Origin of the sequence: Sneathiella sp. (assembly GCF_036960985.1) — a bacterium.
Classification (GTDB): Bacteria; Pseudomonadota; Alphaproteobacteria; order Sneathiellales; family Sneathiellaceae; genus Sneathiella.
The window spans coordinates 67,603-92,368 of sequence record NZ_JBALWD010000001.1 but is presented as its reverse complement, the minus strand read 5'-3'; the positions used below and the strand labels follow the sequence as shown (position 1 = coordinate 92,368).

Below are 24,766 nucleotides of genomic sequence, written 5' to 3'. Positions count from 1 at the left end.
CTTTCTTTGCCATGATTATTTTAATAGTATAATCTACAAAAGGTAAAAAACAGAATGACAATTACGTGGTTTTTTTAGTATGGCGCGAATACTACTGGCAGAAGATGATGATAACTTGCGTCCCTTTCTCGCGCGGAGTCTTGAAAATGCGGGGCACGAGGTTCTTGCCTTTCGCGATGGTGAAGATGCGATCCCTGTTCTTGATACTGGGGAAATTGATATTCTGGTTTCTGATTTGGTTATGCCCGGAATTAATGGAATTGAACTTGCACGGCTCGCCAAGGACAAAGCGCCAGATCTTCCGGTCATTTTTATCACTGGATTTTCAGCAGTTGCTGTCGAGGCGTTGGAAACAGTTGACGGCGTAAATAAGATTTTGTCAAAGCCCTTCCATCTCAATTCATTAGTAGAAGCCGTAAATCGGGCGCTTGCCGAAGTTGCGTCCTCATAGAATAAGGGCGCCGCTTTCTTTTCGCCTCCGCTATTCAGATTGAACTTGCAAAGCCCTTGGGAGCACTTTATAAGTCGCGAATTCTCGCACGCTTGTTAGCGGCAGTGAGGGCGTATAGCTCAGTTGGTTAGAGCGCTGTGTTGACATCGCAGAGGTCACAAGTTCGAATCTTGTTACGCCCACCATTCTTTTCAATGACTTAGCCGATGTTTAAACCAACAGCATTAAATTTTGGTGCCCTATCCGGTGCCCTAATATTATTTTCAGAAGCTCAAAATTGGTGGTTTTGAGGCTGCCTTATTGGCACTCTCTAAGCTGAATCCGATGTGCGCAAGATTTGGGACAATACTTTCTTCATGGTTACGGAACTTACGGCTTTCAAACCACTATAACGCGCCGCGCCTGCGGCAAGTGTTCCAGCTATTATCGATGTCGGAATAGTAACACTGTTGTTCCAGCAAGCAGGACAGTGCCGCCAGCAGCGGCTACAACACGCCCGAAACCACTGCGACTGGTGTAACCCTATTTATCAGCCGTTCAACCCTTGTCGCACCTTCTCGAGAAACAGGGCCCTTCATTGTGTCGATTGCATTAAACAGGGCAGACTGCTTACGGAGCGATACCTTGATACCTACATCAAGGGTGGTTTCTGCTATCAACTTGTTTACACAATCTCGCAGACCTGTCACCGCCTTCTATACCGCCGTATCTTTTGCGACCTCACGAGTGGTGAAATATTAATTCCTGATCACCCGCTCGCAAAAGTCACGCTTGCCACCTCTCCACCATATATGCGCCAGACAAGCGCCCAGGTGTTGGTATCAGTCCATCTCTGCTGGGATACTAGTGGGGGCGTGCCGTTTTTTGGCCATGGGTGTTATTGCGACTGTCGATCAGTGGGTCGGCGTTAAAACTCTCAGGCTGGGCGAAGCAAGCGTGATCGGAAACATGGAGTATTCGAAGTTGACCCATGCTGCAATCTTCGGCTATGCCTTGTTCAGTGAAATTCCCGATTTCTACACATTAGTCTGAACTAGAATTATCGTCGGCTCATCAGTCTACATCTTTCACCGCAAGGCGATTGGAAAGAACAAAGATCGGTAAGAACATCCGTTGGTTTAGCTGACTGACGCTGTACGCTAAGTAATGTAGTGCGTGAATTCTACTTCATCCTTTCGTTACAAACTTAATGGATAACCGCTATTGGCATTTTTCAGACTATTTTTATATCTGCGGGAGTAAGTCCGTAACTGCGTGGATAGCGGAAGTTATTTCTGAGAAATCGGAAAATCCGTTTTCAATGTCCGTTATAGGGAGATGAAGCGGAAATGAAATTTGCGATCCAAAAACTTCTCAGTTTGACCCAAAACAGACAATCACTACGTATAGCACTAATGGTAGCAAAGCAGGCCAATCGACCGGTGCTCGGTGCATCCAATGTCACAACTGTGACACGGCTCCTGTGATCAAAATAGGCCAATAGCAATTGCGTGCTGCATTGCGCAGACAATAGAGCGTAGCGCCTTATTATACCATCATTCTCACGATGATTACTCAGGCTAACAATGCAATTTGCTCCTTTTACTTCTTTTCCAGACGCGCTAGCATCGATAACGAAACGGTTTTCTTCAGCAAGGTGAGTAACACATGACGGTACTTGTTTGGATTGGGCGCAACATGGTGACATGGGCCCTTAGTGTTCTTTTGTTGCTCACGTTGAATTCCTCGGTTGTCGCGCAGACGCAGCCAGAACCGACAGAACTTCGCGTCATCAGTGCAGACTTGTCTGAAACTGAGTTTCAAGCGATGCTGGGTCGGTTGAGCGATGAGCAGGTGCGCGATATCCTCATTGATGAATTCGCCGCGCGCCGCGCCGCAGAACCTGTCGCTAAGGCTGGATTACTTGCTAACGCGGACACGATTATTGCAACACTTTCTTCTAATGCGCAGTCGCTTTGGGCAAAATGGCCGGAGTTCGGCGCGGCGTTTTCCGCCGTTAATAATCGATTGGCGGCGGCTGGGGGTTTAAGTAAAGCCCTGCTAGCACTGGTCATTAGTGGTGTCGCAGGTTTAGCCGTGCGCTTCTTCTGGCGCCGCAAAGCCGCTAAGCGTCAGCTGGCCCTTGCCGAGCGCAATATCGATAAAGGGCCTTATGCCACGCTTGGAACCATTGGTGATGCCGGGCTGTTCCTTCTTATCGAGCTGTCGAGCGTGGTGGCTTTCGCCGTTTCGGCCATGGCAGCGCTCTATTTACTCTTCCACAATGTCGACCTCAGAGTTTTTGTTTCATATTACGTCGCCGTTTTGACAGTCGTGCTCGTCGTGTGGTCATTTGTTGAGTCGATGTTTCCCCGCAACTGGCCAATCTATCGCTTGGTCGCGATCAGCGATAACGCGACGCGACTTTTGCACTGGGTGATACTCGGCTCGGCAGGTCTTTGGATGTTTGAGGCAAACACATCAGCGTTGATGTCCCGTTTCGGTGCGCCGGAGGGGACGCCACACCTGTTCAGTTTCAGTGTCAGCATCTTGTGGATCGCAATGGCGCAGATCGGTATCTACTTCATCCATCGAGCGACATCTGATCTGTTGCCGAGGCGTGAAGATACGGGTTTTGTCAATATGATCACGCGTAATTGGGCTGTTCTGATGGGATTTTGGATGTTTGCCGTCTGGATTCTATTCGCCGGCGGCAGTTTGCTGAATTCCGATATCGATGTCGTTGCAGGGCTAATTCTTAAGATGCAGTTGGTTCTGTTGGGCTTCTGGACGGCTTATCGAGTGCTCTTGCATTATCTGCGGGCCCAGGATCTGTCCGTCGAGATGGAATCTGCGATTAGCCGCACAGCGCGCGCGGTGCTCTTTGCGGCGTGCTTGATAACTGTCTTTGCAATTTGGGGTTTGGACCCAGCAACACTGCAAGCAGGAGGACCCGCAGAGCAATGGATACAGGCGGCGATTAATGTCGGGCTGACAGCGTTGATCGGCTGGGCAATTTGGGATTTCATTAGTACGCTCATTGATACACGGATTGCAGCCGAGCTGCCAGAAACCAACGGCGATGAAGGAGGTGAGGCTGAAGGCGGGCTGGGGGCGAGCAGGACTGCGACACTGCTGCCACTTCTCCGCTCCACGGCAGTTGCAACAATTGCAGTGATCTGCTTGTTTGCGGCACTCTCAAGTCTTGGGGTTAATGTCGCCCCTCTGGTTGCCGGTGCCGGCGTCCTTGGCCTGGCTATTGGGTTTGGTGCGCAAACTTTGGTCAAAGACATCGTTTCCGGCGTGTTCTTCCTGATTGATGATGCGTTCCGGCGCGGTGAGTACATCGACCTCGGTTCGGTCAAAGGCACGGTTGAGCGTATTTCGGTGCGCAGCCTTCAATTGCGCCATCATCTTGGTGCGGTTCATACAATCCCGTTCGGTGATATTTCGGCGCTGACCAACTATTCGCGCGACTGGGTGATTATGAAACTGCCCCTGCGGCTGACTTTTGATACCGATCCTCAGAAGGTCAAGAAAATCATTAAACAGCTTGGCGCAGAATTGATGGCGGACGAGATATTGGGCGACGGACTTTTATCGCCGCCAAAGTCTCAAGGTGTGATTCAGATGGAAGATTCTGCCATGATCTTGCGAGTCAAATTCACGGCGATACCCGGCAAGCAGTTCACCATTCGCCGCGAGCTTCTGCACCGTATCCGAGCCGCGTTCGAAGAGGCCGGTATTCGCTTTGCCAACCGCGAGGTGACGGTTCGGGTCAGTGAAGATGCAAGTCCGTCGGAGCGGCAGAAGGCTGCAGGCGCGGCCGCGTCACGCGCGCTGGAAACTGAACCGCCTGCGACTTAGGCTACACCAAAAACTGTCTGCACAATACGCGGTTAGGCCTTGGAATCAAGCCGCGTCAATGCTAAGCCCTTCTTATATGACAATGGGACGCATAGCATCTGATTTACAGAGCAATGCACGATGCGAAGAACGGCCGCTGCTGGCACAAAAGAAACCTTTTAGTATCGGCGAAGTTATGTCCGTAATGGTGTAGCGCGCGCCTACCAGTTGCTTTCTGCTTTCACAATGTCACCAGACACATTAAACATCCCTATCTTTAATATTCAGGGACAAATCATGGCGCAGAAAGCCACAATTTATAAAGTTGAACTTTCCGTTGCAGATATGGACCGTCACTATTACGAGACCCATAATCTGACCGTTGCCAAACATCCTTCGGAGACGGACGAACGGTTAATGGTGCGTATTCTTGCTTTTGCTCTGAATGCCCATGAGAAATTGGAATTTACCAGAGGCATTTCAACGGATGACGAGCCTGACATTTGGCAAAAAAGCCTGAGCGGTGAGCTTGAGTTGTGCGTTGCGTTGGGACTGCCGAGCGAGAAGATTGTTCGTCAATCCTGTGGCAAGGCCAACGAGGTGATTGTCTATTGTTACGGCGGCAGTACCGCTGAGCTGTGGTGGGAGAAAATGAAAAACAGCACCACCCGATTTGATAACCTTCAGGTAACAAATTTTTCAAAGAAAGACAGCAGCGAACTAGGAAAAATGGCCAGTCGCTTGATGAAGCTGCAGGTTAATATTCAGGACAGCGATGTGATGGTCAGTGTTGATGACAGCATTGTTTACGTTACCCCGGTCAAATGGAAAAAAGCTGATCATTAAGAGCAAGGCTTGGCCGTGTATTATTATGTTTTTTTACACTTTGGTTATGATGAGGTTTTGATCATTTTTACTGACTAACGAAGGACCGCTTCTGACCCAAGGCGGACCTCTTCTTTCTCCAATTGGAGTGACCTTTTTTGAACTTGAGACAAAGTGGTTTAAGGGGTGCAAACAGCAAATCACTATACGCCCATCATGCGAGCTTGACGTAAGCTATCTCCGCCTTTTTGAGAAAGAAAGCGATGGGCGCTCGATCAGGCACCATGAAAACACTGCACAAATTAGGGCCAGAGGCAGTGAGATCATAATATTTACGAACGGTTCCGTTACGCCCTGCTGTGCGACAATCTGTTGAATTGGAAAGGCATAGATATAAATACCATAAGAATAGTCGCCGAGTTTATTATACTGCCGGATCAACCCATCGGGCAAATAGGCGAGTAAAAATATTACGTAGGCTAGAGCGATAACAAACGCTTCGCGAAACAGGGGCGTGGGGTAGCAAATTACTGCCACGGTAACCAAGCCAAGACCAATAGACAGGTTGAGCCTGATTTTCTCGCGCCAGACATAGAAAACAACTCCGGTCATAAACGGCAGAGACAACTCGGCCAGATTGACTAGGCGCTTATGCGGCTCAAAATAGAGCACAAAACTGTAGGCTACTAAAAAGGCGATTATGGCAATAATCATTGATAGACGATTTTTGAGGACGCCAGCCAGCCCTAACAGGAATACAGAAAAATAACAAATTAGTTCATAATTCAATGTCCAAAGGGGAATATTAATGATGCGATGCACCGGATTGTCCATAAACACACCGGGCAATTTATGCTGCAGGTAGAAAAGCGTGAAATTTCTTGTAATATAAGCAGGAATTGCCTTCAAGAGTTCGTCCATTGGCGCCGCGGTCAATATAGGTGCAAGTATAAATGCCGTAACCAGAAGGACCACCAGCAAAGCTGGAAATATCCGGAATATTCGGGCCACCCAGAATGATTTAAGGTTGCTTGATCGCACAAAACTTTGGGCAATCAGAAATCCGGAAATGGCAAAGAATACATAAACGGACACCTTTCCCAAATCGGTACCTTTTAGAAGGCTGGATAAGGGCTGCTCGTGGACAAGCCCATCGGACACGGCCCAAGCATGGGATATGAGAACGCCAATAGCCGCAATAATTCGGATCAAATTTAGATTGTTGTCACGATTACTGGCAAAATCGCCAACGAATTTCGGCTTTATGGGTGATATTTCATTTCTGCTCATCAGCTATGTCTGCATTGCGCTGCTCCATGACGGCCTGAATACCCATAGAGCCATTGAGCGCTTTGACAACACTGGGAAATTCCGGCAGCAATCCATCTCCTGCTGTACTAACCAGCCGTCCGCCATGTTCTTGCGCCATTGGGGTAAAGGTGTTCTGATGTGCTTTTAAAACACTGAGCGTGTCTACTTCATCGCCACCCATCGGTCGGGAGTAACCAACTACGTCAATATCCGCTAGCCGCCTTTCAGGATTTTCGTTCTCCATAAATTTCCCAACCTGATCACCCCATTTCTTACATTAGTATAAAATTGTATTAAATGCGAGTCAGGCTTGGTTGCAGGAGATACTTCCGCTTATGGCACAAAGCAGACCCTTTTGGATCGACGAGTTTATGTCTGTATCTTCACGGTAAGCGGAAGTTATTTTTGGGAAACCTGAAAAATCAAAATCGATGTGCGCTATTGATGGGTATAGCGGACTCCATTTTCAGTGCCCGAAAAGGGCGGTTCATGACCCGAAACGGTCATTAGAAACGCGATTATATCATTAATCGAACACCCTTTTCACAATAACCGAGTAAATCTCTTAGTTGTGAATAAGCTACAAGGAATTAAATAATGTAATTGTGTGACGTGAATAATGTAATTGTGTAGCTTGGATACCTTATGCCTGAAACTGGATCACTAAAGAAAATTGGACGTGCTGTCTTCGAGATGAACATCCTCGATGGTTTGGCTGATCCTGTCATACTGATTGATGAAAAACGGAATTTTGTCGATGGAAACCAGGCTGCTTTTAATCTTGTTGGAGAAAATGTCATTGGGAAGAACTTTTCAGTTATTCTCAAATCTTCTGAAATTATTGAGGCTGTTGACCGCGTTCTGGCAGGCCAACCGACGGAAAACGGTGTTGCATTTATTCCATCACCTGTATCGAAAACTTACGAAATGCATATCATGGATTTGTCAGCTCGCAATCCTGAGAGGTCCGGATGGGTCATGCTGGCTCTACACGACATAACGTCTGCTTTACGGTCTGATAAAATGCGAGCTGATTTTGTGTCCAATGTTAGTCACGAAATGCGGTCGCCGCTATCATCTTTGTTGGGGTTCATTGAGACCTTGCGGGGGCCTGCTCGTGATGACCGAAAGGCACAAGATCGATTTCTTGGTATAATGGAAAACGAGGCCCGGCGTATGACCCGTTTAATCAATGATCTGCTGACTTTGTCCCAAGTGGAGGCCGATCAACATATTGTTCCGGATCATTCAGTAAATATTCAAGAATTGCTGAAAGAGGTTATAAATCTTCTTTCCGGCAGGGCAAAGGAACAAGATATGACCATTGTGCTGGAGGTTTCTTCATCTCTTCCTTCGGTCACTGGTGACAAGGACGAACTTATTCAAGTCTTCCGCAACCTTGTTGATAATGCTCTTAATTATGGGACGGAAGGCACCGTAGTTACAATCGCAGCCTCGCACACAAGGGAATCACCGCCGGCGAAAATCTCGAAGGTTCTAGTCTCAGTAACTAATCAGGGTGAAGGGATCGAATCCAAGCATATACCCCGCCTGACAGAGCGTTTTTATCGTATTGATAAAGGGCGTTCACGCGCGACCGGAGGAACGGGCCTCGGCCTAGCTATCGTCAAACATATTGTTTATCGCCATCGCGGGGATCTGGAAATTAGCAGTATCCCAGGAAAGAGCTCAACCTTCGCCGTGAGTTTAAGGGCGAATGGCTGACACCTATTGTCATAAAAAGTTCACATAACAATCACAAAAGAGAAGCCTTGCTCGGATAGGTTTTTTGAAGAGCAGAGAAATTGCTCATGCTTTAAGTTTATGATTGAAAAGGTGAACATATAATGTTGAAAAAAATCCTAGTGTTTGGTTCGTTTGCATTATTGGCATTCCATGGAACAGCCTTGGCACGAGACCAAATTCGGATCGTTGGTTCCTCCACGGTATTTCCATTTGCAGCATCTGTTGCAGAGCAATTCGGTTTATCTACAAATTTCAATACACCCATTGTTGAAAGTACAGGTTCCGGTGGTGGATTGAAGCTCTTTTGCTCCGGAATCGGAGATCAGTATCCAGATATTGCCAATGCATCCAGGCGCATTAAGAAATCTGAAATCAAGCGATGTTCAGCAAACAATATCCAAAATATTGGGGAGTTCATGATTGGCTATGACGGTATCGTTATGGCAAATTCCCGTAAATCTAATGTTTATAATCTATCACTGCTGGACATATTTTTAGCTCTCGCCAAAAATGTTCCAGATGGCCAAGGTGCGACAGTACCGAATACTTATAAAACCTGGTCTGACATTAACCCGGATTTACCTGCGACGAATATTGAAGTTTTCGGCCCGCCTCCGACATCTGGAACACGAGATGCTTTTGTTGAGCTGGCTATGGAGGGTGGATGCAAAGTATTTCCATGGATAAAGGCCCTTAAGAAATCAGACAAGAATGCCTATAAAACACTGTGCCATACCATTCGCGAAGATGGCGCTTTTATTGAAGCGGGTGAGAACGATAATCTCATTGTTCAAAAGCTTGATGCAAACCCCAATGCCCTTGGCATATTCGGATTTAGTTTTCTTGACCAGAATGCAGATAAGGTGCAGGGCAGTGTAGTTGGCGGCTCGTCTCCAACCTTTGAGAATATTGCTGATGGAAGTTACCCTGTTTCAAGATCACTCTATGTTTATGTCAAACAAGTCCATATAGGCCTTGTTCCTGGTATCGCTGAATTCCTTACTGAATTTACCAGTGAAGATACTTGGGGGTTCGATGGATATCTGGTTGATAAAGGCTTGATCCCGATGTCCGATGAGGAACGCGCTTCTTGGAAAGAGAAAGTCAAATCCTTTGCAAACTCCACAATGTAATAACCCGATTGTGTGCAACAGAAGACATACCAAACCCAAAAGTGTATTTTCTTCTGTTGCGCGCATCCATACAGATCGACTGATTGTTGCAGCCCTTTTTGTTGGATCATTGGTTGCTGTACTGACGACAGTCGGCATTACACTATCTTTGGTGTTTGAATCCTTTCGCTTCTTTCAGATGGTTCCCATAAGCGAGTTTTTGTTTGGTTTGCACTGGTCACCTCAAACAGCGACACGGGTGGATCAGATTGGTGCGTCAGGTGAATTCGGTGCTGTTCCTCTGATTGCGGGAACACTTTTGATCAGTGTTCTGGCCTTGTCAATTTCGGCACCTGTCGGATTGTTATCGGCTATTTACCTTACAGAATATGCCAGTGATCGTACACGCGCCGTAATCAAGCCAACGTTGGAAATACTCGCTGGCGTACCAACAGTGGTATATGGTTTTTTTGCCGTCTTGGTTGTTGCCCCGATCTTGCGCGGCGGCGGCGAGTGGGCAGGCTTTGCTGTCTCTTCCGAAAGTGCCCTTGCAGCCGCGTTGGTGATGGGTGTTATGACCATACCCTTCGTCTCTTCTATGGCTGACGACGCTCTTGTTGCGGTGCCGCGGCCTTTGAAAGAGGGGGCATTGGCGCTTGGCGCTACTCATTCAGAGATGGTCCGACAGGTTCTGCTGCCTGCTGCCTTGCCGGGGATCATGGGCGGGCTTTTATTGGCGGCGTCCAGAGTCGTTGGAGAAACCATGATTGTGGTGATGGCTGCTGGATTGGCGGCAAACCTGACGGCCAATCCATTTGCTGCTGTAACGACAGTGACGGTGCAAATCGTAACATTGCTGACCGGGGATCAGGAATTTGACAGCGCCAAAACCCTATCTGCTTTTGCACTTGGTTTGCTGTTGTTCTTGCTAACCCTGATCATGAACACCATCGCTCTGCGTTTCGTTAAGAAATATCGAGAACAATATGAATAACTCCCTTAAGTCGCAACGTATCGCTGCCGGGTTGAAAGTACGGCATCACAAGGAAAGAATTTTCCGTGCTGCGGGGTTTGGCTCCTTGCTTTTGGGCGCAGTGCTATTAGGTGTTTTGCTTGTCACCATTGCGTCAAAGGGAATGTCGGCTTTCCAACAGACAAAAATTCAACTGGTTGTGAATCTTCCAGCTAGTATCAGCACTCCAAATTATCAAAGTATTGTGAAACAGGCACTGCGGAACATGTTTCCTGATGTTGAAACCCGACGTAATAAAAAAGAACTTTATGCCATTGTCAGCTCTGGCGCGGCTTATGAATTAAAAGAATACGCTGAGCAGAATGTGAACCTTGCAGGGCAAACGACCGAAGTCTGGTTAACAGCATCTGACGACGTCGATATGCTCTTTAAAAAGTCTGTTTCCAGGGAAGATCCGCCGGAAGTGCGGAGGCTTAGTGATGCGCAGCTGGCATTTTTGGATGTATTCAATGAGAAAGATGCCATTGAAACCCAGTTTAACACTGAATTCTTCACGAACGGCGATTCACGGGAACCTGAACGCGCCGGTATAGCGGCTGCGATGGTAGGATCATTTTTCTCCCTAGTTGTTTGTCTGTTATTGGCTTTTCCCACGGGCGTTATGGCGGCAATCTATCTCGAAGAATTCGCACCGAAAAATTTGCTGACTAGTTTTATAGAAGTGAACATCAACAATCTGGCTGCCGTCCCTTCAATAGTGTTTGGGCTGCTCGGGCTGGCAATATTTCTGAACATATTTGGCCTTCCTCGATCTGCACCTCTGGTCGGTGGAATGGTTTTGACCTTAATGACTTTTCCGACAATCATCATAGCCGGACGGGCCTCACTAAAAGCCGTACCACCCTCTATCCGCGAAGCCGCATTGGCTTTGGGCGCCAGCAAAGTGCAAACCGTATTCCATCATGTCTTGCCGCTGGCAATGCCGGGTGTGCTGACCGGAACTATTATCGGAATGGCCCGGGCGATTGGTGAGACAGCACCCTTACTTATGATTGGTATGGTGGCATTTATCGTAGATATCCCAAAAACTATTCTCGATCCTGCCACGGCTCTGCCCGTGCAGATATATTTATGGTCAGATAGTCCAGAGCGTGCGTTTGAGGAAAGAACAGCCGCAACAATTCTCGTGTTGCTCGGTTTCCTCATTGTTATGAACATGATTGCCGTGGTCTTGCGCCGGAAATTCGAAAATCGATTTTAAGGAGTCGTAAAATGACAAGTATAAGCCTTGCAAACCCTGATTGCAGACGCACCCCTCCGTCCTCTTTAGTTTTCGCTGATTTTTTAATTGAATCAGATATACGAATGCAAACCAGAGATTTGAATGTCTTTTACGGCAGCAATCAGGCGCTTCATAACATAGAGCTGGATATTCCCAGGCATAAAGTCACTGCTCTTATTGGTCCATCTGGATGTGGCAAATCAACTTTCTTGCGGTGCTTAAACCGAATGAACGATGTGATCGAAAATTGCCGGATTACTGGATCAGTTCTTCTTGATAACCAGGACGTCTACAATGCCAATCTCGATGTGGTGCTATTACGTGCACGTGTCGGTATGGTGTTCCAGAAACCAAACCCGTTTCCAAAATCCATCTATGACAATGTAGCTTATGGTCCGCGGATTCACGGCCTCGCAAATAATCGCGATGAACTAGACGAAATCGTCATTGAAAGTTTACAGCGTGCCAGATTATTTGATGAGGTCAAGGATCGCCTCAAAGCGCCTGGTACCAGTTTGTCTGGTGGCCAGCAACAACGTCTATGTATTGCGCGTGCCATCGCAGTCGAACCGGAAGTCGTCCTAATGGATGAACCCTGTTCTGCACTGGATCCCATTGCTACAGCTGGAATTGAAGAGTTGATCACAGATTTGAAAGAAGAGTATACTATTGTAATGGTGACACACTCCATGCAACAAGCAGCTCGTATTTCCCAAAAAACAGCCTATTTCCATATGGGGCATCTCGTTGAAGTCGGAGAAACTGAGCAGGTTTTCTCAAACCCTATTGATCAGCGAACTTGTGATTATGTCTCAGGGCGTATCGGTTAGAAAAGATCGGAGAGGCCATGTCTGGCTTAGTTCTAATAGTCGAAGATGAGGCCCCCCAGGCCGAAATGCTTAGCTACAATTTAAACCACGAGGGTTTTCGGACAATCCTTGTTCAGAATGGGAATGAGGCCTTGGAGGCCGTTGCGCAGCACATTCCTGACGTGGTTATTGTGGACTGGATGTTACCGGAACGTTCTGGCATAGAAATCTGCCGGGGCTTGCGTGGATCCCCCGAAACCAAAAATATCCCCATAATCATGCTTACGGCGCGCGGGGAGGAAAGTGATAGAATCCTGGGCTTCGATGCTGGTGCGGATGATTATGTAGTAAAACCCTATTCGCCGCGGGAAATAGTTGCCCGTGTCAAAGCCCTTCTTCGGCGTTCCAAACCCAAGACTTCAGAAGGCCATCTTACGTTAGACGATATTGTGCTGGATATAGTAAGCCATAAAGTTAGTCGGGCCGGCCAGTCTATTCACCTTGGTCCAACTGAATTCAAAATTTTACGTGTTTTAATGGAAAAACCAGGACGCGTTTATTCCCGAGAAAACCTGCTTGATAGGGCATGGGGACGAGATATTTATGTGGAGTCGAGGACTGTAGATGTGCACATGAGGCGTTTACGCAAAGCTCTGAATGCAAATGGAGCTTCGGACGTAATCCGAACGGTTCGTGGCGCCGGTTACGCTATCGATAGTGAAATAGTATAATAACAATTATGTAAGATATGGGTAGAATCAGCGGACCGGGCTTTCGTAAACCAAGGCAGCGTAAGAGTTCCATCGACCTGCCTCTGCTATCTTCATGCTGTGGATCTCTATAATGGGCATTAACTATATTCTCATCACCGCAACTGATGATTTTGGGCCTATCGTTTCAATAGGTTACGCAAGAACCTAATAAAACAGCAATTTTGTGAGGTTTCTGTATTGCGTTGAATTGGGTCAATTCTTTCTCCCAAGTCAACGGCCCAATATTTGAAAAATATCAGTAATCCTGAATCTGTCCTAGGCGTACTGACAGAGAACAAAAAAACATGCGATACTACCTTTTCCGACCCAGATTTTCGCTCCTATCTTCTAGATTAGAAGCTCATTGACGCCAACAAAACAGGCTTAGTCAGTGGTATCTTTCAATGTCCGTTTTAGTCCGGATAGCAGACATGCAAGATGTCTATCATAAATGTCTGCTTTTGACCCTAAGCGGACATCTTAACGTTTTTTGATTTTTCCAGACAAGAGGTGCGAGCCAAGACATGCATTGCTTTTCCTGCTTTCCTGTCTCATCGATGAATACGGGGGGGTGATGTGATGGAATTATCCGGTGCTTGCGCTTTTGTTACGGACGGATCAGGCGGTCTCGGTTCTGTTATCGCCATTTCCTTAGCGAAGGAAGGTGCCAACATAGCCGTTGGGTATCGTAACGGTTTGGCTCATGCTGAGGAAGTCAAGGCTGCGGTTGAGAAGCAGGGACGAAAAGCCATACTAATAAGATTTGATCAAACCAATCCGGTTTCAGTTGATGAAGCTTTACGTAACGTTGCTGAAGATTACGGTGGATGTGACTTGCTGATTAATAATGCCGGAATGGCTGCCGGGGGACGCACTTTGCCCCATGGAGATCTCGCAGCTTTGACGCCAGAAATATGGGATGAAATGATGGTAGTTAATGTACGCGGTCCTTATCTCACGTCGCGAGCTGCCGCGTCATATCTCCGCAAATCTAAATGGGGCCACATCGTCAATCTGGGATCGACAATTGGTTACGGAACTTGGGGCGCAAGCGCTTCATATGCACCCAGTAAGGGCGCAATAGTGCCCTTAACGAGGTATTTAACGGCAGCTCTCGCTCCGGAAGTCGCAGTAAACTGTGTGGCGCCAGGACTAATGGAAGACACACAGATGAGTAGCAGCGCTCCAATGAGTTTTGTTGAAAGTTGGCAGAACCAGGCAATTTTGGGGGAGATCACCTCTTTGAATGATGTTGCCTCGCACGTGGTGGCATTTTGTAAAAGTGGAACTGTTGCGGGTCAGGTGCTCGTCGTCGACGGCGGTATTCACTTCAATTGAAATTTAGAGCGCGGTCTATGCGAAGCTTGTGGCTCAGCCAGTCGGTGGTTCGAATCCACGCAGGCGCCACTTTTTACCTATCGCAATAAGATCGACGGTCAAAGTCAAAGCCACGATATTTAAACTTGTTATTCAATGGCCTGGTTATTGCACCAAAAGCGGGCGACTTGTTTGTATAGGTGAAGAGTCTGCTTTTGGCACAAAAGTGGCTAAATCAGATCGCTCAGTTTCTTCCGTTCTCGTTCTGTAAGCTGACTTGTTAGGCATAGATGTCCGGAAAGTGTGGCAGGCCAGCTAGACGTTGATTGCAAAGACGCCGGGTTACACTGGGCCGGAAAAGGAGTTTGTGTAGAGCGGGCCGGAAGGGTAGGTATACTAAACCAATCTTAATCACGGCCAAACCCAGGAGAATAGCTAGGACTATCACTACTATAAAAATCAAAATTGTGAGTATTTAGTGTTTAACGGTAGTGTGGAACGGGCTGGATACCGGATTCCGCTCTTCATTTTAAGCCTTGGTGCCCTTATGATGCCCTAACGTCAGGACAAAAGCAGAACATGGGAGTTGAACGATGCGAAAAAGCCTTATAAATCAATGCCTGAATATAAAACCCCTGCCTTGACATCGCAGAGGCCACAAGTTCGAATCTTGTTACGCCCACCATTCTGCAATAAATTTTACAATTGAATAAGGAAGCAGGAATCCGTGCTATTCCTTACTGATTAATACTCTTTAGTCGGGTGTATCATTTCATTTTATATGAAAATAATCTAATTTAAATCTCGTTTTAGTTGTTAACAATTATTTATTTAAAGTAAGCTCGTAAATATAGTATTAAATTTACCTTATATGAGTGCGGGCCGATCGACACGAAGGTTGATCGACCCGCTATTAGGCCGCTGAAAATGATTAGAAAACGGCGGCTAATTTAAATTATGAGGTTACGCGCAGGTACCATTTGTCAGATTACTATTCGTTGTTGCGAAGCATAAAGCGTCTGCAATATCAGTAAATGCCTTGGAAACGGTGTCACCTAGCGCTGTGAAGGCGACGACGCCTACCAGGGCAACCAGTGCGGCAATAAGGCCATATTCGATCGCTGTGGCGCCTTTGTCATCGGCAATAAATTTTTTCATTAACATTTTCATCGTGAAGTCCTTTAGTTGTTTTTCCCTCAATAAGGGTATATAACCGCATAATCGTTAACGAATTATTACCATCAAAAGTAAAATACAGATTCTTTTAACACCCTTAATAAGAGTCTTATTTGATTTTACAAAAATCAGACAAAACTTTTAAGGGTTCTGGTTATTTAAAAAGTTTTTCCAAACTTAATCGTTGTAAAGTTGCTGGAAAATAAACTATATACGCCCCAAATACACTCAGGTTTTAGCCGTTGCGTCCTAACAAGGCATAAGAAATTGGCAGCGAGTAAGCCCAAAAGAATGGCTCCAATGCTCACGGGCCTTCTTTACTAACTCATATAATGGAGTGAATTACACTTAGCTCGTCGCTTTATTGCTGCGGTGTGTTGCCAGATAGAGATTTGTCTCACTGGTGTTAACACCGTCAATTAATCGAATGTGTCGCAGGACGACATCAAGATCGGCCAGAGTATCTGTTCCCAGCTCCACAATAAGGTCCCATTGTCCATTGGTGGAATGGATGGCTTGTACTTCTGGAAAACCCCGAAGCCTGGCGATGATCCTCTCATTCCCTTTGCCTTCAATCTCGATTAACGTAATTCCGCGCACGGGACGATCGGACATATCCCCTTTAAGTGAAATTGTGTATCCAAGAATCTCGCCTGTTTTTTCCAGTTTTTCCATCCGGGCTCGAATGGTCGCGCGAGAAGCGCCGATATTCAATGCTAGATCTGACACGGATGCCCTTGCATTTTGCCTCAGCGCAGAGACCAGTTTTTGATCAATTTTGTCCATTTTGATAACTATATATATCCATTTTGTATAATTCAAGTATCAAAATGCCAAAAAATGGGATTGATACCGCCATTTATATCATATCAATTAACATTATGTACTTCTGATAGTCTTTTATATCTGGATTAATGGTGACTTAGCGATGACGATACATAAATCAATTGCACTTATCGGTGCGCCCGCCGACACCGGCGGTCGTCAGAATGGCTGTCTGATGGGCCCTGACGCTCTTCGTACCGCCGGAATATCCGATATTCTTTGTGATATGGGGTATCAGGTTGATGATATGGGGAATTACAACGCGAAACCGTCTTCAGAAATCATCCATCCAAATGCCTCTGTTCATCATCTAGCTGATTATGCCGCCTTGATCGCCATGCTCGGTGCATTTTGCCGCGATAATCTGGCGGACGATCAGATACCAATTTTTATGGGGGGCGATCACTCAATTGCGGCTGGCTTTCTGCCGAGCCTTGCTCAAAAAGCAGCTGAAGATGGATGCGAGCAATTTGTTCTTTGGCTGGATGCACATACTGATTTTCAAACGCTGGAAAGCACAGATACCGGTAATCTACATGGGACACCGGTTGCCTATATCATAGGTGATCCGGCTTTTGACGGAATTCTTCCATCCCCGATATGCCCTATCAAGCCGGAAAATATCTGCATGATGGGTATTCGCTCTGTTGACCCTGTAGAAAGCGCTCGGATAAAGAAAACGAAAATCGAAGTGCATGATATGCGGGCAATTGATGAATATGGGGTTGCCCAACCACTCAAGGCTTTTCTTAGCCGCGTTCGTGCCGCTGGTGGGCGGTTGCATGTTAGCCTCGATGTTGATTTTCTGGATCCAGAAATCGCGCCAGCCGTCGGAACCACAGTACCGGGCGGCGCAAATTTCCGGGAAGCTCATCTTATTATGGAGTTACTCCATGAAAGTGAGCTTGTTACGTCTTTGGATATCTCCGAACTTAATCCATTTCTCGATGAACGCGGTCGAACCGCAAATCTGATTGTTGACCTTGTCGCCAGCCTATTTGGGCGCCAGGTCCTTGATCGCCATACCAGGAGCCTTTGATCATGATAACAGCCGTTCGAAAAGATATAAATATTGTCCCTTTTGTCAGCGTGGACAACATGATGAAACTTGTTCTCGATATCGGAATAGAAACTTTTTTGAAAGAGTTGGCCATCTTTATCGAAGAGGATTTCAAACGCTGGGAGAAATTTGATAAAGCTCCGCGCGTGGCTTCTCACTCCAAAGAAGGAGTTATTGAATTGATGCCGACAAGTGATGGAGATGTTTACGGATTTAAATATGTAAATGGCCATCCTAAAAACACACGTGACGGATTACAAACGGTAACGGGATTTGGCGTGCTTTCAAATGTTGACAACGGGTATCCTGTACTGCTTTCCGAAATGACGATCCTGACAGCTCTGCGGACGGCAGCAACCTCTGCGCTGGCTGCCAGATATTTGGCGCCAGCCGGAGCGGAATGCATGGCAATTATCGGCAACGGTGCCCAATCTGAATTTCAGGCAACTGCCTTTAAGGCGATATTGGGTATAACGAAACTTCGGCTGTTTGATATTGATCCGGCGGCGACAAATAAATGCTGTAAAAATCTGGAGGGCAAGGGATTTCAGATAACGCGTTGCGCAAGCGCTGAAGAAGCTGTTTTAGGCGCGCAGATCATTACGACAGTCACGGCAGACAAACAATGTGCAACAATTCTGACTGACAATATGGTTGGCAGTGGCATTCATATCAATGCAGTAGGCGGCGATTGTCCGGGCAAGACGGAACTACACAAAGATATTTTGCTACGCTCAGAAATTTTTGTGGAATACCCGCCTCAAACTCGCATCGAAGGAGAAATTCAACAGCTGCCTGAAGATTATCCCGTCACCGAATTATGGAATGTCATAACAGGGAATATTGAGGGGCGTCGTAACAAATTGCAAACCACGCTATTTGATTCAGTTGGATTTGCGACGGAAGATTTCTCCGCTCTCCGATATGTCCGAGAAAAACTATCAGGCACCGCCTTTTTTGACAATCTGGATATGTTGGCGGATCCGGATGATCCTCGCGATTTATTCGGCATGGTTCTCCGTGCTGAAAAAGCGGCTTGATAAAATGGCGGCTCGAATACGAGCCGCCATTCTTTACGAAACTCTAAGCCGTCTTGGCTAGATTTTTTCTTCTCCGGCTCAAGAAACCCATGCCCAACAAAGCAGCGCCAAAGAGAGGAAGCGCAGCCGGCAATGGAACAGCCGAAATCTCAATGCGTGCGACCTGAAAATTGCCTGGATCCGAGAAAAAATCAATTTGCTCCAGTGTCAGCTCCTGACCGAACAGAACTTGTCCGGCGAAGGCGTTAAGGCTTTGGCCAGCCGTAATGAAGCCATTCTCAGCAACGCCTGCCATCGGGTTATTTGTGGGCGCCGCTCCACCATCCAGAGCAGCATTATTTACTTCTGTTCCGGCGTCAAAAATATCAGCACCGGTCACGTTGATTGTTTGATCACCCAGGAAGTTCCCAGAATTATCAAAAATTCGAATGGCGTCGTCTGAGCCAATAAAACTATCGTTTGAAGGAAGTATCATGGCTAGGAACGTAAAGAACGCATGATCATTTCCGTCTAATGTGAAAACACGTGACACGGTTTCCCCAGCTTGAATTGGTGGAGGTGTTCCGGCGGTGAGAACGCCACCAACGGAATTGGGATCGGCAGCCGTCCTAATACCGGCGATCACGGAAGGGTCACCAAGCTCGGCAAGCAGTTCTAATCCTGCTGACGCCGTATTTCCGACATCAAAAGCGTCAAAGCTGTTATTGTGAAAAGCCGTGTAGAGTGGCGTGATGGCGAAACCGCCAGGTTGGGCTAAGTTCGTCACTGTAATTTTAACAGATGTTGCATATGATGCTGTTGCCGTTAACGCCAGCAGAGAAGCTGTTAATATGGCCCCGCCTGCTATATGGCTTATTTTTTTCAATACCATTTTATTTTCTTTCCCAGATGAAATTTACCCATACTTCCGCGTTACGCAGCAAACTGTCATCTGCATTTGAATTAATAGAATTATTCCGAACAACCAGTGTCAAAAAACTGGCCAGAGAACGATACGGGGAAGGTGATCCATATGCGAATAAACTTGTGATCAAAAATTTGTGCTAAATTTTCCTCAATTATTCACTAAATATTGAGCACTTGTGAGGCGCTGTTCTTGGCAAGTTGTTCTGTCGGGGCAAAACCTCTGATCACAATTTAATCTGTCCGGCTTCACTATTTAAACCAAATATATTGATGGAGACTATTAGCGAAGCTGTGATACGTGCGCAAAAGGTTAATAGAATATTTGCATGGGTAAATGAGATAAAAGGGATGCGCATAAGGCGCATCCCGATTTGATTAGCTGTAACGGTACGGCCGTCCGGCTTTTTGCATTTCTGTATTATATTGCTTGAAGATTTCGACGACTTTCGCCTTGGTCTCGGATTCTTGAGCGATTTCGTCCCAGAATTTCCAGGCGGCAGTCTCAACCTGTGCCCATTCTTCATCGGGAATGGTTGTAAGTTTCATCTTTGTGCCATTAACACGAAGGTTAGCTTCGCCGCCCCAATACCACCACTGACGGTAATAGTGGGAGCTGTCCATTGTGAGTTTCAAGAGCTCTTTCAAATGATTGGGCAGTTCATTATAGCGATCCATGTTGGCAAAGAAGGATCCGGCCCAGGCCCCGGAAATATTGTTCGTCAGGAAATAGTTGGTGACATCAGCCCAACCGACTGTGTAATCCTCGGTGATGCCGGACCAGGCGATACCGTCGAGTTCGCCAGTTTGAACAGCGACTTCAATATCTTCCCAAGGCAGGGTGACGGGAACAACCCCGAATTGGCTCAAAAACCGTCCCGCAGTCGGGAAAGTGAAGACCCGCTTACCTTTCAGGTCCGCAAGACTATTAATTGGATCTTTGGTGGCAAAATGACAGGGATCCCAGGCCCCGGCTGACAGATGTTTGACGCCCAGTTTGGAATATTCGGAATCCCAGATTTCATTGAGACCATACTGGTTGAAAAGCACGGGGATATCGAGTGAGTAGCGGCTGGCAAACGGGAAATATCCGCCAAATACGGTGACTTCTGTCGGCGACGCCATACTGTCATCATCGGATTGGACAGCGTCGATCGTGCCTTTTTGCATGGCGCGGAATAATTCTCCCGTTGGGACCAGCTGATCGGCGAAGAACAGTTCGATTTCCATTTCATCGCCGGCGATTTTGTTAAAGCTGTCGATTGCGGGTTTGATCACATGTTCGCCGAGCGCCGGGCCTGCATATGTTTGCAACCGCCAGCGAATTTTCGATTGTGCGATTGCCGGTGTCGCAAAAGTCGATGCTGCGGCAATCGGTGCGGCAACTGCGGCAGTGGTCAGGAATTTACGTCTCGTCGTCATGACTTATCTCCTTTGGTCGGTTAGTTTTAGATATTGTTATCTTCTTAATTTTCGCTCCTTTGGGAGTTCTTGTTATTTTGCGTACACATATTGCGGAAGCCACAAGGCTATTTCTGGAAACACCATTACCAAGGTTAAGGCGAGCAGCATGACGCCGACAAAGGGTGCGATAGATCCATAGATATCCCGTAATGAAATTTCTGGCGGTGCCATTGCCCGCATCAGGAACAGATTATATCCAAACGGCGGGGTCATATAGGCAATTTGCGTGGTGATCGTATAGAGGATCCCATACCAGATCAGATCAAATCCCAAGGCATGGACAAGGGGCACATAAAGCGGTGCGACAATAACCAGCATGGCCGTATCGTCGAGGAAAGTTCCCATCACCAAAAACGACAGCTGCATGATAATCAAGATAACCCAAGGGTTGAGTCCGAGTTGATTAGTAAACAGGTTCTCGATGGCGCGAACGGCGCCCAGACCATCGAAAACCGCTCCAAACCCGAGCGCTGCCAGAATAATCCACATAAACATGCAGGAGATCGCCAGCGTTTGTCGAACCGAGACTTCGAAAACGTCTTTTGTCATACGCCCTTTGAGGATGGCCGCAACGAAAGCAGCCATCGCCCCGATGGCGGAACTTTCAACCAAACTCGTCCAGCCATTGACGAACGGGACCATCATGACGGCAAAAATAGCGAGGGGCAGGAGGCCTGCACGAAGCAGCCGGAGTTTCTCCGACAAGGGTACCTGACGTTCACTTTTGTCCAGTGCCGGACCCAGTTCCGGTTGCAGGCGACAACGGATTGCAATGTAGAGAATAAACATGGCCGCCATCATCAAACCGGGAATGACGCCGGCGAGCCACAACTGACCCACGGGTTGGCGCGCAATCATTGCATATAGAACAAGCACAACGGAGGGCGGCACCAATATGCCCAGCGACGACCCCGCCTGCACGACCCCTGTAACCATCCGTTTGTCATACCCCCGACGCAGCAGCTCCGGTAGGGCAATGGTGGCACCAATGGCCATTCCCGCGACAGATAAGCCGTTCATGGCGGAGACGAGAACCATCAATCCAATTGTACCAATGGCCAATCCGCCATTGATCGGACCCATCCACACATGGAACATTTTGTACAGATCATCAGCAATTTTGGATTCCGACAATACATATCCCATGAAAATAAACATCGGCAACGTCAGGAGCGGGTACCATTTCATGAGCTTCATGGCGGAAGAAAACGGAATATCCGAGCCGCCCGTACCCCATAAAAGCACGGCGGACAAAGCAGCCACCGCGCCAATGGCACCAAAAACGCGTTGTCCCGTCATGAGCATCAGCATCATGGACGAGAACATTAAAAGGGCGATCAGCTCATAAGACATTAAAGCTCAAGCCCCTTGATTGTCGCAATATCCTTGAAGAATTCCGATATGGCTTGCAATAACATCAGGAAAAATCCGACGCACATGATAATTTTTATGGGCCACATATAGGGCCGCCAGGCGGTTGAGCTTCTTTCCCAATATTGCAAGGAATAGGTGGTGCTGTCGATGGCGCCATAGAGCAGGACACCCAAATAGAAGATCAGCAGGAAGATGGTGATCGCATCGACTTGGGCCTTTCGGCGAATGGACCATTCACCGTAGAATAAATCCATCCTGACATTGGATCCGAGCTGGATGGAATAGGGGCCCCCCAGGATGTAATAAGTCACCATGGCGAATTGCGCTATTTCCAACGTCCAGAGGGAAGGGAGCGTGAAAGTTTTTGAGAAGGAGGACCAGAGCAGGATCGCCACCATGACGAAAATTCCGTACATCATGATCCGGCCAATGCGACGGTTCACGGCGTCGACAATGCGAACATATCTGCGTATTACTCGAGGCATTGAATTCCTTGTTGACGAGAGACATCAGAGATCAAAATGCAAGCGGCCACAAATAATTCGCAAATATCCGTGTGACGAGAGGCCCCTCACAATCGACGATAACTTGATTTTACTTGAATGAAAACAAGGAAATGGACCTGGACCAGGTGAATGGCCGGGCGTTCGTTGTTAATGATTGTGTTTTGGCACTTTTGTGCCGACATCTCCGAATTTAACTGCCATTTCGAAACAGGCGCCAGTGGAGAGCGGCCCGACATTGTCGCGGTAAATCTGCTGCCATGGGGTCTGGGTATCGAGATCTTCCGGCAGCCAGTTTTCCCGTCGTTCCGCCATCTCGGCATCGCTAACTTTCAAATCAACATGTCGGTTTGGGATGTCGACACAGATTATGTCATTATTTTGCAGCAGCGCGAGCGGTCCACCAACTGCAGACTCCGGTGTGATATGGAGTATGGACGGGCTACCGGATGTGCCGCTTTGACGTCCATCTCCCATAGTTGGAAGTGAAGATATGCCACGTTTCAGCAAATGATCCGGCGGCTGCATATTGACGACTTCTGCAGAGCCCGGCCACCCCACGGGTCCAGTTTGCCGAATAACAAGAATACAGGTTTCGTCAATATTGAGATCAGGATCGTTAATCCGGGAATGATAATCTGCCGATCCTTCAAATACGATGGCGCGGCCTTCGAATTTCCCCGGATGGTCGGGATGTTCCAAAAATCGCTTGCTGAAATCTGCGTCGATCACGGATGTCTTCAAAATAGCGGAGTCAAACAAATTACCGCTCATGGACAGAAACCCGGCTTGTTTCTTCATGGGGGCGTCCGCAGAGAATATGACGCGGCGATCACGGGTTTCTGTCGACCGCGCCCCGATAGTACCACCGTCGCAGGTCAGGGCGTCAGCGTTTAGTTTACCCAGTTGTTGCAGCTCCCACAAAACCGCCGGGACGCCGCCGGCGCGGTGGAAGGCTTCGCCAAGAAATTCACCCGCGGGCTGAAGATTGACCAGCAACGGCAAGTCATATCCGTAAGTTTCCCAATCATCGACGGTAATATCCAGGCCGATATGCCGGGCAATGGCATTGATATGAACCTGGGCATTTGTCGAGCCTCCCAGAAGCGTATTGACCGCAATAGCATTTTCGAAGGCGGCGCGTGTCAGGATCTTCGATGGCTGCAGATCATCGAACACCATTTGCACAGCCGTTTTCCCGGTCCGATAAGCCATGGCCGCGCGCTCTGTATACGGCGCTGGGATACTGGCGCAGCCTTTAAGCGAAAGGCCAAGTGTTTCTGCCAGGCTGTTCATGGTCAAAGCGGTCCCCATGGAATTGCAATGGCCGGTACTCGGTACCTGGCTCAGGGCCATGCCGATATAATCTTCATCACCAATTTCACCGGTCGCATGCAGTTTGCGGGCTTCCCAATGGGTGGTGCCAGATCCAGAAAGACGGTCACGCCAATAGGCATCCAGCATGGGGCCGCCCGATAGCACGATAGCAGGGATATCTACGGTGGCCGCGGCCATGATCGCTGCCGGTGTGGTTTTATCGCAACCAGTGGTCAGAACAACACCGTCAAAGGGGTAGCCATGCAGGATTTCCACCAATCCAAGATAGGCGAGGTTGCGGTCCAGTGCAGCTGTTGGGCGTCGCCCGGTTTCCTGAATTGGATGCGTCGGAAAGACCAGCGGAATACCGCCGGCATCGCGAATACCGTCGCGAATACGATCGACAATCTGGGTGTGGATATAGTTACACGGCGACAGCTCGGAGCCCGATTGAGCGATGCCAACAATTGGTCGGCCAGATTGTAATTCTTCCGGGGTCAGTCCAAAATTAAAGTACCGCTCCAGATACATGGAGGTCATGCCAATATCGTCTGCGTTATCAAACCACAGTTGGCTGCGAAATTTTTTTGAGCCGGATTTATTATTAGCCATTCGTAAATGTCCTTTTAGTCTTTTGTCGGGCGGTTGATCCTGAAACCGGGCAATCAATTCGATGAATTTTGGTTCTGAAAAGCCAAATT

The 24,766-nt window shown here is 47.7% G+C and carries 21 protein-coding genes, 1 tRNA gene and 1 pseudogene; 14 read left to right on the top strand and 9 right to left on the bottom strand.

Translation table 11 applies throughout. The features are described from left to right. Positions 1-79 precede the first annotated feature (79 nt). The 5 genes from V7723_RS00430 to V7723_RS00410 all read left to right on the top strand — a co-directional run bounded on the left by V7723_RS00430 (position 80) and on the right by V7723_RS00410 (position 5,122). Positions 80-451 carry a response regulator gene (locus V7723_RS00430; RefSeq protein ID WP_335682429.1) on the top strand — a complete coding sequence of 124 codons (372 nt, stop codon included), beginning with the start codon at positions 80-82 and terminating at the stop codon, positions 449-451. Positions 452-559: 108 nt separating this feature from the next. After that, positions 560-636: transfer RNA gene (locus V7723_RS00425), tRNA-Val, on the top strand. A gap of 679 nt (positions 637-1,315) precedes the next feature. Beyond that, positions 1,316-1,483 (top strand): hypothetical protein, encoded by a 168-nt coding sequence (locus V7723_RS00420; protein ID WP_335682428.1) that lies wholly within the window; start codon positions 1,316-1,318, stop codon positions 1,481-1,483. A gap of 615 nt (positions 1,484-2,098) precedes the next feature. Further along, complete coding sequence (locus V7723_RS00415) at positions 2,099-4,297, top strand: mechanosensitive ion channel family protein (protein ID WP_335682427.1); 2,199 nt, start codon at positions 2,099-2,101, stop codon at positions 4,295-4,297. 276 nt (positions 4,298-4,573) lie between these two features. Further along, positions 4,574-5,122 (top strand): YaeQ family protein, encoded by a 549-nt coding sequence (locus V7723_RS00410; protein ID WP_335682426.1) that lies wholly within the window; start codon positions 4,574-4,576, stop codon positions 5,120-5,122. 213 nt (positions 5,123-5,335) lie between these two features. Here V7723_RS00410 and V7723_RS00405 read toward each other — a convergent pair whose 3' ends face one another. Next, positions 5,336-6,391 (bottom strand): acyltransferase family protein, encoded by a 1,056-nt coding sequence (locus V7723_RS00405; RefSeq protein WP_335682425.1) that lies wholly within the window; start codon positions 6,389-6,391, stop codon positions 5,336-5,338. Next, positions 6,378-6,656 carry a hypothetical protein gene (locus V7723_RS00400; RefSeq protein WP_335682424.1) on the bottom strand — a complete coding sequence of 93 codons (279 nt, stop codon included), beginning with the start codon at positions 6,654-6,656 and terminating at the stop codon, positions 6,378-6,380. The genes V7723_RS00405 and V7723_RS00400 overlap by 14 nt, the downstream gene beginning before the upstream one ends. Before the next feature lie 401 nt (positions 6,657-7,057). On the opposite strand from V7723_RS00400, the gene V7723_RS00395 reads away from it, so the two are divergent. The 7 genes and pseudogenes from V7723_RS00395 (at position 7,058) to V7723_RS00365 (ending at position 14,424) form a co-directional block, all read left to right on the top strand. Continuing rightward, complete coding sequence (locus V7723_RS00395; RefSeq protein WP_335682423.1) at positions 7,058-8,137, top strand: ATP-binding protein; 1,080 nt, start codon at positions 7,058-7,060, stop codon at positions 8,135-8,137. A gap of 125 nt (positions 8,138-8,262) precedes the next feature. Next, the gene (locus V7723_RS00390) at positions 8,263-9,291 is read left to right on the top strand and encodes a substrate-binding domain-containing protein (protein ID WP_443024153.1); all 1,029 of its coding nucleotides are present in this window, start codon (positions 8,263-8,265) and stop codon (positions 9,289-9,291) included. Positions 9,292-9,349: 58 nt separating this feature from the next. Beyond that, positions 9,350-10,264, top strand: a pseudogene (gene pstC, locus V7723_RS00385) (phosphate ABC transporter permease subunit PstC); the annotation flags it as partial. Then, positions 10,257-11,504, top strand: coding sequence for a phosphate ABC transporter permease PstA (gene pstA, locus V7723_RS00380; RefSeq protein WP_335682420.1), 1,248 nt, complete (start codon positions 10,257-10,259; stop codon positions 11,502-11,504). The pseudogene pstC and the gene pstA, both read left to right, overlap by 8 nt. Positions 11,505-11,608: 104 nt before the next feature. Further along, the gene (gene pstB / locus V7723_RS00375; protein WP_443024152.1) at positions 11,609-12,355 is read left to right on the top strand and encodes a phosphate ABC transporter ATP-binding protein PstB; all 747 of its coding nucleotides are present in this window, start codon (positions 11,609-11,611) and stop codon (positions 12,353-12,355) included. A gap of 17 nt (positions 12,356-12,372) precedes the next feature. Then, positions 12,373-13,065, top strand: a complete 693-nt coding sequence (gene phoB, locus V7723_RS00370) for a phosphate regulon transcriptional regulator PhoB (protein ID WP_335682418.1) — start codon at positions 12,373-12,375, stop codon at positions 13,063-13,065. A gap of 600 nt (positions 13,066-13,665) precedes the next feature. Then, the gene (locus V7723_RS00365; RefSeq protein WP_335682556.1) at positions 13,666-14,424 is read left to right on the top strand and encodes an SDR family NAD(P)-dependent oxidoreductase; all 759 of its coding nucleotides are present in this window, start codon (positions 13,666-13,668) and stop codon (positions 14,422-14,424) included. A 942-nt stretch (positions 14,425-15,366) separates the two neighbouring features. Here V7723_RS00365 and V7723_RS00360 read toward each other — a convergent pair. After that, a complete protein-coding gene (locus V7723_RS00360; protein ID WP_335682417.1) occupies positions 15,367-15,561 on the bottom strand; it encodes a Flp family type IVb pilin in 195 nt (64 codons plus the stop codon). Between the two features lie 366 nt (positions 15,562-15,927). Then, entirely contained in the window at positions 15,928-16,365 is a 438-nt protein-coding gene (locus V7723_RS00355) for an Lrp/AsnC family transcriptional regulator (RefSeq protein ID WP_335682416.1), read from the bottom strand. 142 nt (positions 16,366-16,507) lie between these two features. Here V7723_RS00355 and rocF point away from each other — a divergent pair, with 142 nt between their 5' ends. Together rocF and V7723_RS00345 are read left to right on the top strand one after the other, a co-directional pair. Next, positions 16,508-17,443, top strand: coding sequence for an arginase (gene rocF / locus V7723_RS00350; protein ID WP_335682415.1), 936 nt, complete (start codon positions 16,508-16,510; stop codon positions 17,441-17,443). A gap of 2 nt (positions 17,444-17,445) precedes the next feature. Next, complete coding sequence (locus V7723_RS00345) at positions 17,446-18,504, top strand: ornithine cyclodeaminase (protein WP_335682414.1); 1,059 nt, start codon at positions 17,446-17,448, stop codon at positions 18,502-18,504. Between the two features lie 43 nt (positions 18,505-18,547). Here the strand turns inward: V7723_RS00345 and V7723_RS00340 are convergent, their stop codons facing one another. The 5 genes from V7723_RS00340 to V7723_RS00320 all read right to left on the bottom strand — a co-directional run bounded on the left by V7723_RS00340 (position 18,548) and on the right by V7723_RS00320 (position 24,677). Beyond that, on the bottom strand, positions 18,548-19,375 hold the full coding sequence (locus V7723_RS00340; protein ID WP_335682413.1) for a spondin domain-containing protein: 828 nt from the start codon (positions 19,373-19,375) through the stop codon (positions 18,548-18,550). Positions 19,376-19,785: 410 nt separating this feature from the next. Beyond that, positions 19,786-20,829, bottom strand: coding sequence for a TRAP transporter substrate-binding protein (locus V7723_RS00335; protein ID WP_335682412.1), 1,044 nt, complete (start codon positions 20,827-20,829; stop codon positions 19,786-19,788). A gap of 72 nt (positions 20,830-20,901) precedes the next feature. Further along, the gene (locus V7723_RS00330) at positions 20,902-22,224 is read right to left on the bottom strand and encodes a TRAP transporter large permease (RefSeq protein ID WP_335682411.1); all 1,323 of its coding nucleotides are present in this window, start codon (positions 22,222-22,224) and stop codon (positions 20,902-20,904) included. Then, a complete protein-coding gene (locus tag V7723_RS00325) occupies positions 22,224-22,730 on the bottom strand; it encodes a TRAP transporter small permease subunit (RefSeq protein ID WP_335682410.1) in 507 nt (168 codons plus the stop codon). Before V7723_RS00325 ends, V7723_RS00330 begins: the two co-directional genes overlap by 1 nt. A 168-nt stretch (positions 22,731-22,898) precedes the next feature. After that, the gene (locus tag V7723_RS00320; protein WP_335682409.1) at positions 22,899-24,677 is read right to left on the bottom strand and encodes an IlvD/Edd family dehydratase; all 1,779 of its coding nucleotides are present in this window, start codon (positions 24,675-24,677) and stop codon (positions 22,899-22,901) included. Positions 24,678-24,766: the final 89 nt, after the last annotated feature.

What these genes read in the sequence shown, in the direction of transcription:
- V7723_RS00430 (WP_335682429.1), top strand. Translation starts at nt 80, where the DNA reads ATGGCGCGAATACTACTGGCAGAAGATGATGATAACTTGCGTCCCTTT.
- V7723_RS00415 (WP_335682427.1), top strand. Translation starts at nt 2,099, where the DNA reads ATGACGGTACTTGTTTGGATTGGGCGCAACATGGTGACATGGGCCCTT.
- V7723_RS00410 (WP_335682426.1), top strand. Translation starts at nt 4,574, where the DNA reads ATGGCGCAGAAAGCCACAATTTATAAAGTTGAACTTTCCGTTGCAGAT.
- V7723_RS00405 (WP_335682425.1), bottom strand. Translation starts at nt 6,391, where the DNA reads ATGAGCAGAAATGAAATATCACCCATAAAGCCGAAATTCGTTGGCGAT.
- V7723_RS00400 (WP_335682424.1), bottom strand. Translation starts at nt 6,656, where the DNA reads ATGGAGAACGAAAATCCTGAAAGGCGGCTAGCGGATATTGACGTAGTT.
- V7723_RS00395 (WP_335682423.1), top strand. Translation starts at nt 7,058, where the DNA reads ATGCCTGAAACTGGATCACTAAAGAAAATTGGACGTGCTGTCTTCGAG.
- pstA (WP_335682420.1), top strand. Translation starts at nt 10,257, where the DNA reads ATGAATAACTCCCTTAAGTCGCAACGTATCGCTGCCGGGTTGAAAGTA.
- pstB (WP_443024152.1), top strand. Translation starts at nt 11,609, where the DNA reads ATGCAAACCAGAGATTTGAATGTCTTTTACGGCAGCAATCAGGCGCTT.
- phoB (WP_335682418.1), top strand. Translation starts at nt 12,373, where the DNA reads ATGTCTGGCTTAGTTCTAATAGTCGAAGATGAGGCCCCCCAGGCCGAA.
- V7723_RS00365 (WP_335682556.1), top strand. Translation starts at nt 13,666, where the DNA reads ATGGAATTATCCGGTGCTTGCGCTTTTGTTACGGACGGATCAGGCGGT.
- V7723_RS00360 (WP_335682417.1), bottom strand. Translation starts at nt 15,561, where the DNA reads ATGAAAAAATTTATTGCCGATGACAAAGGCGCCACAGCGATCGAATAT.
- V7723_RS00355 (WP_335682416.1), bottom strand. Translation starts at nt 16,365, where the DNA reads ATGGACAAAATTGATCAAAAACTGGTCTCTGCGCTGAGGCAAAATGCA.
- rocF (WP_335682415.1), top strand. Translation starts at nt 16,508, where the DNA reads ATGACGATACATAAATCAATTGCACTTATCGGTGCGCCCGCCGACACC.
- V7723_RS00345 (WP_335682414.1), top strand. Translation starts at nt 17,446, where the DNA reads ATGATAACAGCCGTTCGAAAAGATATAAATATTGTCCCTTTTGTCAGC.
- V7723_RS00340 (WP_335682413.1), bottom strand. Translation starts at nt 19,375, where the DNA reads ATGGTATTGAAAAAAATAAGCCATATAGCAGGCGGGGCCATATTAACA.
- V7723_RS00335 (WP_335682412.1), bottom strand. Translation starts at nt 20,829, where the DNA reads ATGACGACGAGACGTAAATTCCTGACCACTGCCGCAGTTGCCGCACCG.
- V7723_RS00330 (WP_335682411.1), bottom strand. Translation starts at nt 22,224, where the DNA reads ATGTCTTATGAGCTGATCGCCCTTTTAATGTTCTCGTCCATGATGCTG.
- V7723_RS00325 (WP_335682410.1), bottom strand. Translation starts at nt 22,730, where the DNA reads ATGCCTCGAGTAATACGCAGATATGTTCGCATTGTCGACGCCGTGAAC.
- V7723_RS00320 (WP_335682409.1), bottom strand. Translation starts at nt 24,677, where the DNA reads ATGGCTAATAATAAATCCGGCTCAAAAAAATTTCGCAGCCAACTGTGG.